The 13,410-nt window shown below is 66.2% G+C and carries 16 protein-coding genes; 13 read left to right on the forward strand and 3 right to left on the reverse strand.

Going from position 1 to position 13,410, the window contains the following annotated elements; translation table 11 throughout:
• Positions 1–68: 68 nt before the first annotated feature.
• Positions 69–818, reverse strand: coding sequence for a transcriptional repressor LexA (gene lexA, locus ACFRJ8_RS21475; RefSeq protein ID WP_377988389.1), 750 nt, complete (start codon positions 816–818; stop codon positions 69–71).
• 621 nt (positions 819–1,439) lie between these two features.
• On the opposite strand from lexA, the gene ACFRJ8_RS21480 reads away from it, so the two are divergent.
• From ACFRJ8_RS21480 to ACFRJ8_RS21515, 8 genes are all read left to right on the forward strand, one after another.
• Positions 1,440–1,787, forward strand: a complete 348-nt coding sequence (locus tag ACFRJ8_RS21480) for a LysM peptidoglycan-binding domain-containing protein (RefSeq protein ID WP_377988431.1) — start codon at positions 1,440–1,442, stop codon at positions 1,785–1,787.
• Between the two features lie 101 nt (positions 1,788–1,888).
• On the forward strand, positions 1,889–3,007 hold the full coding sequence (locus ACFRJ8_RS21485; protein WP_377988390.1) for a histidinol-phosphate transaminase: 1,119 nt from the start codon (positions 1,889–1,891) through the stop codon (positions 3,005–3,007).
• 71 nt (positions 3,008–3,078) lie between these two features.
• Positions 3,079–3,705, forward strand: a complete 627-nt coding sequence (gene hisB / locus ACFRJ8_RS21490; RefSeq protein ID WP_091557762.1) for an imidazoleglycerol-phosphate dehydratase HisB — start codon at positions 3,079–3,081, stop codon at positions 3,703–3,705.
• Positions 3,702–4,448 carry an imidazole glycerol phosphate synthase subunit HisH gene (hisH, locus tag ACFRJ8_RS21495; RefSeq protein ID WP_377988391.1) on the forward strand — a complete coding sequence of 249 codons (747 nt, stop codon included), beginning with the start codon at positions 3,702–3,704 and terminating at the stop codon, positions 4,446–4,448. Before hisB ends, hisH begins: the two co-directional genes overlap by 4 nt.
• The gene (locus ACFRJ8_RS21500) at positions 4,449–4,607 is read left to right on the forward strand and encodes a hypothetical protein (RefSeq protein WP_277525990.1); all 159 of its coding nucleotides are present in this window, start codon (positions 4,449–4,451) and stop codon (positions 4,605–4,607) included. It abuts the gene before it with no gap.
• Positions 4,608–4,648: 41 nt separating this feature from the next.
• Positions 4,649–5,395 (forward strand): bifunctional 1-(5-phosphoribosyl)-5-((5-phosphoribosylamino)methylideneamino)imidazole-4-carboxamide isomerase/phosphoribosylanthranilate isomerase PriA, encoded by a 747-nt coding sequence (gene priA / locus ACFRJ8_RS21505; RefSeq protein WP_377988392.1) that lies wholly within the window; start codon positions 4,649–4,651, stop codon positions 5,393–5,395.
• 13 nt (positions 5,396–5,408) lie between these two features.
• Complete coding sequence (locus ACFRJ8_RS21510; protein WP_377988393.1) at positions 5,409–6,365, forward strand: SseB family protein; 957 nt, start codon at positions 5,409–5,411, stop codon at positions 6,363–6,365.
• Positions 6,366–6,428: 63 nt separating this feature from the next.
• Positions 6,429–7,742, forward strand: coding sequence for an MFS transporter (locus tag ACFRJ8_RS21515; RefSeq protein WP_377988394.1), 1,314 nt, complete (start codon positions 6,429–6,431; stop codon positions 7,740–7,742).
• Positions 7,743–7,885: 143 nt separating this feature from the next.
• Here ACFRJ8_RS21515 and ACFRJ8_RS21520 read toward each other — a convergent pair whose 3' ends face one another.
• Positions 7,886–8,272, reverse strand: coding sequence for a DUF1844 domain-containing protein (locus ACFRJ8_RS21520; RefSeq protein ID WP_377988395.1), 387 nt, complete (start codon positions 8,270–8,272; stop codon positions 7,886–7,888).
• 435 nt (positions 8,273–8,707) lie between these two features.
• Between ACFRJ8_RS21520 and infC the strand changes: the two genes are divergently transcribed.
• The 4 genes from infC to ACFRJ8_RS21540 all read left to right on the forward strand — a co-directional run bounded on the left by infC (position 8,708) and on the right by ACFRJ8_RS21540 (position 11,662).
• Complete coding sequence (gene infC, locus ACFRJ8_RS21525; protein ID WP_377988396.1) at positions 8,708–9,799, forward strand: translation initiation factor IF-3; 1,092 nt, start codon at positions 8,708–8,710, stop codon at positions 9,797–9,799.
• A 115-nt stretch (positions 9,800–9,914) separates the two neighbouring features.
• Positions 9,915–10,109 carry a 50S ribosomal protein L35 gene (gene rpmI, locus ACFRJ8_RS21530; RefSeq protein WP_009358635.1) on the forward strand — a complete coding sequence of 65 codons (195 nt, stop codon included), beginning with the start codon at positions 9,915–9,917 and terminating at the stop codon, positions 10,107–10,109.
• 121 nt (positions 10,110–10,230) lie between these two features.
• Positions 10,231–10,701, forward strand: a complete 471-nt coding sequence (gene rplT / locus ACFRJ8_RS21535; protein WP_377988397.1) for a 50S ribosomal protein L20 — start codon at positions 10,231–10,233, stop codon at positions 10,699–10,701.
• A gap of 64 nt (positions 10,702–10,765) precedes the next feature.
• Complete coding sequence (locus ACFRJ8_RS21540) at positions 10,766–11,662, forward strand: TrmH family RNA methyltransferase (RefSeq protein ID WP_377988398.1); 897 nt, start codon at positions 10,766–10,768, stop codon at positions 11,660–11,662.
• A gap of 149 nt (positions 11,663–11,811) precedes the next feature.
• Here ACFRJ8_RS21540 and ACFRJ8_RS21545 read toward each other — a convergent pair whose 3' ends face one another.
• Positions 11,812–12,078 (reverse strand): GlsB/YeaQ/YmgE family stress response membrane protein, encoded by a 267-nt coding sequence (locus ACFRJ8_RS21545; RefSeq protein WP_377988399.1) that lies wholly within the window; start codon positions 12,076–12,078, stop codon positions 11,812–11,814.
• Between the two features lie 229 nt (positions 12,079–12,307).
• Here ACFRJ8_RS21545 and ACFRJ8_RS21550 point away from each other — a divergent pair, with 229 nt between their 5' ends.
• Complete coding sequence (locus tag ACFRJ8_RS21550; protein WP_377988400.1) at positions 12,308–13,228, forward strand: cation diffusion facilitator family transporter; 921 nt, start codon at positions 12,308–12,310, stop codon at positions 13,226–13,228.
• The last annotated feature ends 182 nt before the right edge of the window (positions 13,229–13,410 follow it).

Here is a 13,410-nt window from a genome sequence, read left to right on the forward strand (position 1 = left end):
CCGTCCGGATTACCGGCGGGGACGTTTGCTTTGGGTTTACGTGGTCCGGGATGACCCGGCCGCAGCCGCTAGAGGGAGCGGAGCACCGAGACGACTTTGCCCATGATGACGGCGTGGTCGCCGAGGATGGGCTCGTACTGGGTGTTTTGCGGCAGCAGCCACGTGTGGCCGTCCCGCTGGCGGAATGTCTTGACCGTGGCTTCGTCGTCCAGCAGCGCGGCAACGATGTCGCCGTTGACGGCATCGCCCTGGCGGCGGACAACCACCCAGTCGCCGTCGCAGATGGCGGCATCGATCATCGAGTCGCCCGCCACCTTGAGCATGAAGAGTTCGCCGTGGCCCACGAGCTGGCGGGGCAGCGGCATGACATCCTCCACCACCTGGTCCGCGAGAATCGGTCCGCCGGCGGCGATGCGTCCGACGAGTGGCACCATTGCGGTGTCAGTGGCGCTGGCGAGTTCATTCACTGACAGGCCGCCGACGGCCCGCAGGCCGCTGGACTTCTCGACTCCCGAAATCGGGGTGGTCCCCTCGTCCAGGGTCAGCGGCATGAGCACTTCCATGGCCCGCGGGCGCTTCGGATCGCGCCGCAGGTAACCGAGCTTTTCGAGCTGGGAGAGCTGATGGGTAACGCTCGACAGGCTGGCCAGACCGACAGTGTCGCCGATCTCGCGCATGGACGGCGGGTAGCCCTTGTCCGTGACGGACCGCTGGATGGTCTCCAGGATTTTCTTTTGCCGGACGGTGAGGCTTTTGGGGGCCCGGGCGGGCTGCGGGCTCCGTGAGGTGGCCCTGCCGCCGGTGGCTTGTGCTGCCATGTTCGCCAACGCCTTTCCGTTCCGCCCGGCTGCCTTGGCTGCTGTCACCGGGAACTTCCGGTCTGAAATGTCAGACCCTGCTGATCAACTACCAATGACTTCACCCAGTGAATTCATTTGTGGTTGTTCTGTCCCTCAAAAATAGGCCAGCCGCAAAGCTTTTTCAAACATTTGTTCTAGCGAGTCTCGACATCGTTCGTTAGTAAGTGCTAAAACAGAACAAGCAGAGTTCGAATATGTGTTCGAGTTCGGAGTTGCGACTCCGGATCCGGTGTTCGGTTCTATGTTCGAAGGTTCGGCCGGTTGGCGGCGAGTACGTGGAGTACGCCGGGCGGCACCGTATGGTCCAGGAGGGCTCAGTTCATGTCAGCTTCAAGCGCGTTTCAAGGCACTTTCGTTCAGGGCGTCACGAATCACCACCGCAGGGCTGGTGCCAGTGGCGTGGTGGATCTCGGCAGCGTCGGCCACAGCACCATCGGCCAGAGCAGCGCAAGCCAGAGCGGCGCCCGCCAGAGCAGTGTCGACCAGACCAGTTTCGGCCAGGGCAGCATCCGTTACGGCAATGTGTACCCGATCAACGCCGGCCCGCGCACCTCCCCGACGTCGCCCGCACCGCTAGGGGTGGCGGCCGCTGTTTCCGCCGGTCGGCCCAAGCAAGCGCCGCTGCGGCTCACCCGGCGCGGACGCTTCGTCTTCTTCGGTGTCCCGCTGATCCTGCTGGCGGCGCTCATTCTGTCGTTCAGCGGATTCCTCAACGCACCCGCGAAGGCGGCGGATTCCGCGGACCAGCTCTCCCCGACACCGACCGTTACCGTCACAGTGCAGCCGGGGGAGTCCCTCTGGGCCATCGCGGGGTCCGTGGCCCCGGAGCGCGATCCCCGCGACGTTGTGGCCGATATCGTGCAGCTGAACAACCTGGATGCCGCGCGTGTGATGCCGGGCCAGGAGCTGTTCGTCCCGTCCAAGTAGCGTCCGGCAAGCCAAGTTCCATCACCCAACTACCCTCACCCAAGTGCCGTTGCAGGCGTCACAGTTTCAGCGCCCGTGCCGGTACCACTTAAACTGGTCACGTGACTGACCAGCTTGAGCGCCTCAACCGACTGCCCCTCCGAACCAATCTGCGTGGCCTGCGTCCGTATGGCGCGCCGCAGCTGGACGTTCCCATCCTGCTCAACGTCAACGAGAACACCCATGGCGTGCCCGCCGATGTCCGGGCGGCGATCACCGAGGCCGTCAGCGCCGCCGCCGTCGGCCTGAACCGCTATCCTGACCGCGAGTTCACCGAATTGCGCGAGGCCCTCGCGGAATATCTTGGCCACGGCCTGGAAGCGGAGAATATCTGGGCCGCGAACGGCTCCAACGAAGTCCTTCAGCAGATCCTCCAGGCGTTCGGCGGCCCCGGCCGGACAGCCCTCGGGTTCCCTCCCACATATTCGATGTACCCGCTGCTGGCCTCCGGCACGGACACTGAGTACATCGTCGGCGCCCGCGCGGCAGACTACGGGCTCAGCGCGGAATCGGCGGCCCGGCAGGTCCGGGAGCTGCAGCCCAACATCGTTTTCCTCTGCTCCCCGAACAACCCCACGGGCACGGGGCTGGGGCTTGATGTCGTCGAGGCCGTCTACGACGCCGGCGAGGCCAGCCAAACCGTCGTGATCGTTGACGAGGCGTACCACGAGTTCGCCCACGACGGCACGCCCAGCGCGCTCACCCTGCTGCCCGGCCGGGAGCGGCTGATCGTGTCGCGCACCATGAGCAAGGCCTTCGCCCTCGCCGGCGCGCGACTCGGCTACATGGCCGCGGCCCCGGAGGTCGCGGACGCCCTGCGCCTGGTCCGTCTCCCGTACCACCTCTCCGCCATCACCCAGGCCGCGGCCCTGGCCGCCCTGCGCCACCGCGAGGCGCTCATGGCGGACGTCGAGGACATCAAACGCCAGCGCGACAGGATCGTGTCCGAACTGACTCGGCTGGGCCTGAGGCCGGCCGCCTCCGACTCCAACTACGTGTTCTTCGGCGGCCTGGAGAACCCCCACGAGGTCTGGCAGGGCATGCTGGACGCCGGTGTCCTCATCCGCGACGTCGGCATTCCCGGGCACCTTCGCGTGACCGCCGGCACTGAGACGGAAACCACAGCCTTCCTTGAGGCCCTTGAACGCATCCTGAACGGCTCCGCAAAGCCGCAGGCCTAGACTTGGTGGGGAGCCCCGAGCACCCCGCCACACTGCCCAACACCCTGCCTTCTTCCAAAGGACACATCTACATGAGCAACACGGGATCCACCGCCGCCGAGGGCCGGACCGCACGCATGGAACGGACCACCAGTGAGTCCTCGGTCCTGGTCGAGATCAACTTGGACGGCACCGGCGTTTCAGACATCAGCACGTCGGTCCCGTTCTACGACCACATGCTGACAGCCCTCAGCAAGCACTCCTTGATTGACATGACCGTCAAGGCCACCGGGGACACCCACATCGATGTGCACCACACGGTCGAGGACGTGGCCATCACCTTCGGCGAGGTCCTGCGGACCGCCCTGGGCAACAAAGCCGGGATCCGCCGGTTCGGCGAGGCGACCGTGCCCCTGGATGAGGCCCTCGCACAAGCCGTCGTGGACGTCTCCGGCCGGCCCTACCTGGTTCACGCCGGGGAGCCGGCAGGCCAGGAATACCACCTGATCGGCGGCCACTTCACCGGCTCCCTGACGCGCCACGTCTTCGAGGCGATCACGCTGCACGCCGGGATCTGCCTGCACATGAACGTCACCGCCGGGCGCGACCCCCACCACATCGTCGAGGCTCAGTTCAAGGCCTTTGCCCGGGCGCTGCGCGCAGCCGTCGAACCGGATCCCCGCGTGGAGGGCATCCCGTCCACAAAGGGTGCCTTGTGAGCGGCCCGCTGCTCCGCGACGGGGCCATCATCGATCCCGCCGCCGCGACCAAGCCGGTGTCCCCGGAGGGAAAGCCCACTGTCACGGTGCTGGACTACGGCTCCGGGAATGTCCGGTCCGCCGTCCGCGCGCTCGAGCGGGCCGGCGCCGAAGTCGTCCTCAGTTCCAAGCCTGAGGACGTCCTTAACGCCGACGGCCTGGTGGTCCCCGGTGTCGGCGCCTTCGAAACCGTCATGCGCGAACTCAAAGCCGTGGACGCCATCCGCATGATCGGCCGCCGTGTCGCCGGAGGCCGCCCTGTGCTGGCCATCTGCGTCGGGCTCCAGGTGCTGTTCGAGGCCGGCGTCGAGCACGGCACGGAAGCCGAGGGCATGGGGGAGTGGCCCGGCAAGGTGGAACTGTTGCCTGCCGACGTCGTACCGCACATGGGCTGGAACACCGTCTCCGCCCCTGAAGGGTCCAAGCTGTTCGCCGGGGTCGAGGGCGAGCGCTTCTACTTCGTGCACTCCTACGGCGTCCAGCACTGGGACTTCGACGTCATCCAGCCGCGGATGGCCGCGCCGCTGGTGACCTGGTCCGACCATGGTGCCCCGTTCATCGCGGCTGTGGAAAACGGCCCGCTGTGCGCCACCCAGTTCCACCCGGAGAAGTCCGGCGACGCCGGCGCCCGACTGCTGCGCAACTGGGTCCAGGGCCTGCGTCCAGCCGCGGAACAAACCGCGGCGCCGGAACGGACCGCCTAGATGTGGTCCCTGGTGCTCATGGGCGTCGCGGGCCTGCTGGTTGGCGGCGCGATCTCTTTCCGGCAGCAGAAAAGTCCGTTGTGGGTGCAGATCGTTTTCTATGTCCTGGCCGGAATGTCGCTGCTGGCCGCCTACCTCCTGACCCTGCCGGCGTCCTGACGGCCGCTCCCAACTACCATCCCCAAGCTGAGGACTCCACGATGACCACCGAATCCCCGTTGCCCGTACTTGAGCTCCTGCCCGCCGTCGACGTCGTCAACGGCCAGGCCGTCCGCCTCGTTCAGGGCGAAGCCGGCAGTGAGACGAGCTATGGCACCCCGCTGGAGGCCGCCCTCAACTGGCAGCAGCAGGGGGCCGAGTGGGTGCATCTGGTCGACTTGGACGCCGCGTTCGGGCGCGGCTCCAACGCCGAGCTCCTGCGCGAGGTAGTTGGGCGGCTCGATATCAAGGTGGAGCTCTCCGGCGGCCTGCGTGACGACGAATCCCTTGAGAAGGCCCTCGACCTCGGCGTCGCCCGCGTGAATCTGGGCACCGCGGCACTGGAGAACCCGGACTGGACGGCCCGGGTGATCGAACGCTTCGGCGACAAGATCGCCGTCGGCCTGGATGTCCGCGGCACCACCCTCGCCGGCCGGGGCTGGACCAAGGAAGGCGGGGACCTCTGGGAGGTGCTCGGCCGCCTCGAGGACGCCGGCTGCGCCCGGTACGTCGTGACCGATGTGACCAAGGACGGCACGCTCCAGGGCCCCAACGTCGAACTCCTGCGCCAGATGGTCGAGAAGACCGGCAAGCCAGTGGTCGCTTCCGGCGGCATTTCCAGCCTTGAGGACCTCCTGGTCCTGCGTTCGCTGGTGCCGCTCGGGGTCGAAGGCGCCATCATCGGCAAGGCCCTCTACAACGGCAATTTCACCCTGCCTCAGGCCCTCGACGCCGCCGGCCGCCGCTAGGCGGTCAGTGTCCATGACGCCCACCGACAGTCCTCACGGCCTCCACGACCCAAACGATGCAGTGCAGCCGGGCTCCGGGGCGGGTCCGGTCCGGCATCTGCCCGGACACATCGCGGCCGCCCTGGCCGGCTCCGGCGGGGCCGCTGACTCTGCCGGCCAACCCTGGGCGGGCCGCAGCCTGTCCGGCGATGACGCGAAGATCCACAATTTCGAGGACGACGACGGCACGGCCGACGCCGGCTACCTTGCGGCTTTGGCCGACCTCGCCGCGGGCACGGGCGACGAGGCGGCCGTGGTGGCCGCACTTGCCACCGCAAGGGTGTTCGTGCCGATCCTCGCCCAGCTCGCCGAAGAGGGCGAAGCCGCTGCGGGGGCGCACGGGGACCAGGCGCACGGGGACAAACTTCGCTCCGACAAACAGGCCGACATGGCCCTCGTGACGCTCAAGGCGCCGGACGGGCGGACGGCCATGCCGGTGTTCACCTCGGCGGCGTCGCTGACGGCGTGGCATCCGGAGGCCAGGCCGGTCGCCGTGTACGCGGCCCGGGCCGCCCTGTCCGCGGTCGCGGAAGGCGCCGAGCTGCTGGTGCTCGATCCCGGCTCCGACCTGACGTTCGTGGTGCGCCGGCCTGCGGTTTGGGCCCTCGCGCAGCAGCAGGCCTGGACGCCGTCGTACGCCGATCCCGATCTTGCAGCAGCCCTCGGGGAGGGCGCGGTTAGCTTTCCTGCGGTCCGCCGTGTTGAAATTCATCCGGGGGGAGGAGTTGCCACGGCCACGGCCGATGGCAGGCCGCTCCCCGGTGGCGGAGCCGGCCCGGAACTCCGGGTGGTCCTCTACCTTGAAGACGGGCTCGACGCCGCCGGCGTGCAGTCCATTGTCGCTGGCCTCAACAACGCCTGGGCCCGGAATGAAATCTTTGCCGAGCGGGTTGATTCGATCGAGGTCAAGCTGCAGCGCGCAGCACCATAGCTGACGGCCCAACGGGGGGACTTCCCGGTGCTGCCGTGGGCAGTACCAGAAGGAAGTAGTTTCGTGAATTTCGCGCTTTACCGTCAGCTGCTGGCCGTCCGGCCCATCCGGCGGCTCCTGCTGGTCGGCATGATCGCCCGCATACCGCACTCGGCGGCCGGAGTCTTGCTGACCCTGCACATCGTCCTGACCCTCGGCCAAGGCTACGCGGCCGCCGGCGCAGCCGCCGCCGTGATGACGATCGGAATCGCTGTCGGTGCCCCCTGGCGCGGGCGCCGGGTCGACACCGTGGGGCTGCGTAAGGCGCTCATCCCGTCGATGGTCTCCGAGACCGTGATCTGGTCGATCGTCCCGCATGTCTCTTACGAGGTCCTGCTGCCCCTGGTGTTCATCGGAGGCCTGCTGACCCTGCCCATCTTCAGCGTGGTGCGGCAGTCCCTCGGCGTGCTGGCCCCCGGGGAACAGCGCCGCACGGCCTTCACCCTGGACGCCATCGCCACCGAACTGGTCTTCATGATCGGCCCCGCTGTCGGAGCCGTCGTCGCCACCAGCGGCCAGTCCGTCCTGGGCCTGACAATCGTGGGAGTGGCAACATCCGTCTCGGGACTCTTCCTCATGTGGTTCAACCCGCCCACCCGGAGCGCTTCTCCCGACGCCGGGCTCGAGGCTCAGGAGCTGGAATGCGCGGAAGCCGCCGTCGTCGCGGCCGCGCCGGCCCGCCTGCAGGAGGCCGCAGCCGAACTGGCACCCCTGGCAGCCGCGGCCGGGGAACGGCGCCGGCGGGGCTCCGGCCTGCGGCACAGGGTCATCCACAACTTCAGCTGGTTCACCGCCGCCGTGGCCTCCGTATTCGCCGTCGCGGCCGGTGCGGGCATGGTCCTCAGCGGCACCGACGTCGGCATCGTCGCGGCCCTCCAGACCGGCGGCCACGAGGCGGAAATCGGCCTAGTGTTCCTCTTCTGGTGCGCGGCCTCGGTGGTGGGCGGCATCCTCTATGGCGCCATGCACCGGCCGATCTCCCCGATCCTCCTGTTGCTGGGGATGTCAGCGCTGACCGTCCCGATGGCGTTCGCGACCGACGTCTGGACGCTCAGCCTGCTCGCGTTGCTGCCGGGTCTGCTGTGCGCACCGGTGTTGTCCGCGGCCTCGGAAAAGGTGGCGGAACTGGTTGACGAGAGCCGCCGCGGCGAGGCCATGGGCTGGTACGGCTCATCGCTCACCGGCGGAGTGGCCCTCGGTGCGCCGCTGGCGGGGCTGTTCATCGACCTCATCGGCCCTTCGGCCGGTTTCGTGTCCGTGGGGCTGGCTGGGGTGGCCCTCTGCCTGGTGGGACTCGTCCTGCAGCGGGTGCGGCGCCACCGCCTGGCCCGCGTTTGACCGTCCGGTGACGCCGCTTCAGGCGCCCGAATCCGGAGAGCAAGGGCGTTAACGACGGCGGCGGCGGTCGGACCGAAGTGTCCGCCCGCCGCCGCTTTATGGCTGGCTTTTGTGCTTAGATGACCGTGCTTAGTTGACTCTGCTTAGTTGACCGGGCCGGTGTACTTCTCGCCCGGACCCTTGCCCGGAGCATCCGGGATGATCGATTCCTCGCGGAAGGCCAGCTGCAGCGAACGGAGTCCGTCGCGCAACGGTCCCGCGTGCTGGGAGCCGATTTCCGGCGCCGCCGCAGTTACCAGGCCGGCAAGGGCGGTGATCAGTTTGCGGGCTTCGTCCAGGTCCTTGAGCTCCTGGGCATTTTCCTCGGCGGCGAGGCCGAGCTTTACCGCGGCGGCGCTCATCAGGTGCACGGCGGCCGTGGTGATGACCTCGATCGCGGGGACTTCCGAGATGTCGCGGATCTGCTGCGAGACGTCGGCCTGGGCGGTTGCGGGCTCGAAGACGTGGGAATTACGGTCTGATGTGCTCATGCTGGTAAGCTTGTCACAGACCGACTAAATGTCGTTATTCTCAGGCTTATATAGAACGCAGTGCTTCTGGCTGAACTTGGAGCCTGAAGATGGCGCCCGGCGACGCACATGTGCGTTGAACGGGTATCTTTCTGTAGAGTTGACTTTAGTTTGCAAGCGGAGTTCTCTCCCACCCGCGTCAGCCGCGAAACTTCCTTCGGGAAGCCCCTCCCTCCGGGAGTCAAGGTTGCCGGGTACCTGGTCGGGCACCACCTCGGACTCCGGTTCGCAGGAAAGTGCATGCCACCTCATTGAGGGCGGCAGCTCCGATCTCGAGGCCTTCGATTGCTCCGGCAATTGGGGGCCTTCTCTTTTTGCCGGTGGAATACCTCTCACGAACACAGGAGCTTTAACATTAGCGAGCCAAGAATCAATGAGCGTATCCGCGTCCCCGAGGTGCGGCTGGTCGGCCCTGCAGGCGAACAAGTAGGAATTGTCCGTATTGAGGATGCCCTGCGTTTGGCTGCCGAGTCCGATCTTGATCTCGTTGAAGTTGCACCGCAGGCGAAGCCTCCGGTGTGCAAGCTGATGGACTTCGGCAAGTACAAGTACGAAGCCGCCGTCAAGGCACGCGAGGCCCGGAAGAACCAGACCAACACGGTCCTGAAGGAAATCCGCTTCCGCCTGAAGATCGACACTCACGACTACGAGACGAAGCGCGGCCACGCGCTCCGCTTCCTCGGTGCCGGCGACAAGGTCAAAGCCATGATCCAGTTCCGCGGCCGTGAGCAGCAGCGCCCCGAGATGGGCATCCGCCTGCTCCAGCGCTTCGCCGACGACGTCGCCGAAGTTGGCGTAGTGGAGTCCAGCCCCCGGATCGATGGCCGCAACATGGTCATGGTGGTTGGTCCGCTGAAGAACAAGGCTGAAGCCAAGGCAGAGGCACGCCGCGCAACGCAGCGCGCAGAAGCCAAGGCTGAGAACGAAGCCAAGGCTTCGGGACGCGTCGATGTCTCCGGTGACAGCAACGCCCCGCTGACCCAGACGCTGGCAGACCTCCTGCCGGAAGGCTACGTCGTATCGCCGGAGGCTCCCGCAACGGAGGCTCCCGTCGAGGAAACCAAGGTTGAAACGGCCCCGGTCGAAGAAGCCAAGGTTGAAACGGCCCCGGTCGAAGAAGCCAAGGTCGACGAGGCTCCCGCGCAGGAAGCACCGAAGGCGGCTGCTCCCAAGGCCGCCGAGAAGCCGGCAGTGGCCAAGGCTCCCGCGGCTCCGAAGGCAGCAGAGAAGCCGGCAGTAGCCAAGGCTCCCGCCGCTCCGAAGGCCGCTGAGAAGCCGGCAGCAGCCAAGGCTCCCGCGGCGGCTCCGAAGGCCGCCGAGAAGCCGGCAGCCGCTCAGGCTCCCGAGGAAAAGACGGCCGCTCCGGCGGCGGCACCGAAGCCGGTTGCCGCTCCGAAGCCGGTGCCGAGGCCTTCAGCGCCGAAGCCCGCTGCACGGCCGGCCGCCCCCCGGGCTGCCGCCAAGCCTGGCAGCAAGAAGACCAACTAGTTCACGGCTGCCGGACAGCAATGTCCGGCAGTAGGCAACCAGCATGCCGCCCGCAGGGGCGGCTGCACGAAAGAGCTGCAGACTTTTCTGCGGATACGTAAGGAGATCGGTTCCCATGCCGAAGATGAAGACCCACAGCGGTGCTAAGAAGCGCTTCAAGCTGACCGGTAGCGGCAAGCTGCGCCGCCAGCAGGCCAACCGCCGCCACTACCTGGAGCACAAGTCCTCCCGGCTGACCCGTCGCCTTGCCGGCGACAAGATCGTCTTCAAGGGCGACGCCAAGGTCATCCGGAAGATGCTCGGCATCTAAGTTCCAAGTTTTCTGACTGTTCGCCACCTGGCAGCAGTCAACTACCAAAAAGGCTTCTCAGGCCAGCCGGACCGATCCGGCAGTAGACGCTTGGGATCAGAATTTTCTAAGGAGTACGCACGTGGCACGTGTGAAGAGGGCGGTTAACGCCCACAAGAAGCGCCGGGTTATCCTCGAACGCGCAAAGGGCTACCGCGGACAGCGTTCACGCCTGTACCGCAAGGCAAAAGAGCAGCTGCTGCACTCGTTTGTGTACAGCTACGGTGACCGCAAAAAGAAGAAGGGCGACTTCCGCCGTCTTTGGATCCAGCGCATCAACGCTGCATCCCGCGCCAACGGCCTGACCTACAACCGACTGATCCAGGGCCTGAAGGCCGCTGAGGTTGAGGTTGACCGCCGTATGCTGGCCGAGCTGGCCGTCTCCGACGCCAACGCCTTCGCCGCGCTGGTCAAGGTCGCCAAGGACTCGCTGCCCGCCGACACGTCCGCTCCGGCCGTTCAGGATGAGGCCGCTCCGGCTCCGAAGGCTGCCAAGAAGGCTCCCGCGAAGAAGCCTGCTGCCAAGAAGGCTGACGCCGAGGCCGCAAAGTAGTTCCTGCCGTAGTCGAAGACTGCTTCGTTCAAGAACCGGCTGTGAAAGCAACTAAGGTTCTTATATGAACGAAACCGGGCGCCCGCAAGATTTTCCACTTTCCAATCCTCGAGCTGATCGGGTGAGGAAGGTGGCACAACTTGCCGGGCGCCCGGCCCGTTTAAAGCGCAGCGAGTTCCTGGCGGAGGGCCCGCAGGCTGTCCGGGAGGCCCTGGTCCTGCACCAGAAGAGGATTGCCGCGGGGGAGCCCGGGATCGTCTATGAGGTGTACGCGAGCGAGGCCTGCCTCGACCGGCACCCTGACCTGGAGACACTCGCAGAGGGCACCACCGCATTCCTCGCCACCGACGAAGTGCTGGCAGCGATGGCAGACACGGTTACCCCGCAGGGCATCCTCGCGGTCTGCGGTTTCCTGGACGTGAGCCTTGAGCAGGTACTCGACGCCGGCCCGCAACTGATCGCGGTGCTGTGCCAGGTCCGCGATCCGGGCAACGCCGGAACCGTGCTCCGGGCAGCCGACGCGGCCGGCGCGGACGCCGTTATCCTGACCGCATCCAGCGTTGACATCTACAACCCCAAAGCCGTGCGCTCGACGGCGGGATCCCTCTTCCACGTGCCAGTGGTGCTGGGCGCTGATGTCGAGGAGCTGGTGGCCCGCTGCAAGGAACGCGGCATCGGAGTCCTCGCAGCGGACGGCCAAGGCCAGCTGAACTTGGACCGTCTCCAGGACGAGAATGCGGCCAGGCGCCTGGGCGCCTCCGCTGCCGAGTCGGTCTTTGCGCTGGAAAGCCCCACGGCCTGGCTCTTCGGCAACGAGGCCCAGGGACTGTCCGAGGACGAGATCGCGCTGGCCGACCACCGCGTGGCCGTGCCGGTCTATGGGGGAGCGGAAAGCCTGAACCTCGGCACCGCAGCCACCGTCTGCCTCTACGCCAGCGCCCGGTCCCAGCAGACGTCCTAGGGGCTCTGCAAGGAGCTGGCACGTCCGGCAGGGAAATCCGGCCAGAAGCCCTCCGAACAACGAACGGCGGGGCCCACCGAATGGTGGGCCCCGCCGTCGTACTGTCACCGCCGCCCCACACACAGTGTGCGGTCAGTGCCTTGTGGAATTTATGAGGTCTTGTTGCGCCCTGTGATGGCGCCGTAAATGCCCGCTACGGCGAGACCGCCGACAATGGCCAGGAGCCAGGAACCGAGATTCCAGAATTCCATCTTGCCGCCGCCGAACAGAAGGTCCCCGATCCAGCCGCCGACAATTGCGCCGACGACGCCGAGCACGAGGCTGGTAACCCAGCCACCGCCGACCCTGCCGGGCATTACTGCCTTGACGATTGCACCTACTATGAGTCCGAGAATGATCCAGCCAAGAAAGCCCATGTCTCCTCCTACATATTCGTCGGCACCCAAATTGTGGATCCCGAATATGGCTTCAAGCTAACATAGGGCGGATTCGTTGTCAGCAGGGGACTACCCAATCGTTACGTGGCCCCGATGGCCCCTGCCGCGGTTCGGCTATGGCCCGGAAACGGGTACGGTATTCCTTGTGGGCGCTGGGTTCTTCCGGTGTTCGCGTACACCCTGAAGAACCCCATAAGGAGAAGCTCACGTGGCTGCAAATGGCGGTACCAAGGCGATTCTCGCGGCACTGGCCGCAAACCTGACCATCGCCGTTTTGAAGTTCGTCGCCTACTTTCTGACGTTTTCCTCGTCCATGCTGGCCGAGGCGATTCACTCACTCGCAGACTCGGGCAACCAGCTGTTGCTCCTGGTCGGCGGCAAGCGCGCACAGCGGAAAGCCAGCCCCGAGCACCCCTTCGGCTACGGCCGCGAGCGGTACATCTACGCCTTCATCGTCTCGATTGTGCTTTTCAGCGTCGGCGGCCTGTTCGCCCTGTATGAGGCCTGGGAAAAGATCCAGCACCCGCACGCCATCGAGGGTGACTTCTGGTGGGTGCCGCTTGCCGTCCTGATCGGCGCAATCATTGCCGAGTCCTTCTCCTTCCGGACGGCGATCATCGAATCCAACCACCTCAGGGAAAAGCAAAGCTGGGTCAAATTCATCCGCAATGCCAAGCAGCCGGAACTGCCGGTGATCCTGCTTGAGGATTTCGGCGCCCTCGTGGGCCTGGTGTTTGCGCTCTTCGGCGTGGGCATGACGCTCTTGACCGGGAACGGCATCTGGGACGCCCTCGGCACTGCCATGATCGGCCTGCTGCTCGTGGCGATCGCCGTGGTGCTGGCCATGGAGACCAAGTCCCTGCTGCTGGGCGAGTCGGCCACCCGCGATGACGTCGCCAAGATCCGCGGCGCGATCGAAGCCGGCGGCACCACCATCATTCACCTCAAGACCATGCACCTTGGCCCGGAGGAGCTGCTGGTGGCGGCCAAGATCAGCATCGGCCGCTCGGACTCGGGCCAGGACATCGCGAAGGCGATTGATGAGGCAGAGGTCCGGATCCGCGAGGCCGTTCCGATTGCCCGGGTCATCTACCTGGAGCCTGACGTACAGCGCGTCAACGCCCCCTGAGCCGCCCGGTTCTAAATCGGCAAGGGCCCTAGACACTACGCAGTCCAGATAGACAACGGCAGTACCTAAAGAAAACGGCAGTCCTGTCCAGTACTCCACTGGACAGGACTGCCGTTCATTTTGAGCATGTCCGCCTTTGCTTGGCTGCATTGCCGGCCGCTTTGCCGCGGCTGAGGGAAATG

The organism is Arthrobacter sp. NPDC056886 (genome assembly GCF_042788715.1).
Classification (GTDB): domain Bacteria; phylum Actinomycetota; class Actinomycetes; order Actinomycetales; family Micrococcaceae; genus Arthrobacter.

What these genes read in the sequence shown, in the direction of transcription:
- lexA (WP_377988389.1), bottom strand. Translation starts at nt 818, where the DNA reads ATGGCAGCACAAGCCACCGGCGGCAGGGCCACCTCACGGAGCCCGCAG.
- hisB (WP_091557762.1), top strand. Translation starts at nt 3,079, where the DNA reads ATGAGCAACACGGGATCCACCGCCGCCGAGGGCCGGACCGCACGCATG.
- ACFRJ8_RS21500 (WP_277525990.1), top strand. Translation starts at nt 4,449, where the DNA reads ATGTGGTCCCTGGTGCTCATGGGCGTCGCGGGCCTGCTGGTTGGCGGC.
- priA (WP_377988392.1), top strand. Translation starts at nt 4,649, where the DNA reads ATGACCACCGAATCCCCGTTGCCCGTACTTGAGCTCCTGCCCGCCGTC.
- ACFRJ8_RS21510 (WP_377988393.1), top strand. Translation starts at nt 5,409, where the DNA reads ATGACGCCCACCGACAGTCCTCACGGCCTCCACGACCCAAACGATGCA.
- ACFRJ8_RS21520 (WP_377988395.1), bottom strand. Translation starts at nt 8,272, where the DNA reads ATGAGCACATCAGACCGTAATTCCCACGTCTTCGAGCCCGCAACCGCC.
- rpmI (WP_009358635.1), top strand. Translation starts at nt 9,915, where the DNA reads ATGCCGAAGATGAAGACCCACAGCGGTGCTAAGAAGCGCTTCAAGCTG.
- ACFRJ8_RS21540 (WP_377988398.1), top strand. Translation starts at nt 10,766, where the DNA reads ATGAACGAAACCGGGCGCCCGCAAGATTTTCCACTTTCCAATCCTCGA.
- ACFRJ8_RS21545 (WP_377988399.1), bottom strand. Translation starts at nt 12,078, where the DNA reads ATGGGCTTTCTTGGCTGGATCATTCTCGGACTCATAGTAGGTGCAATC.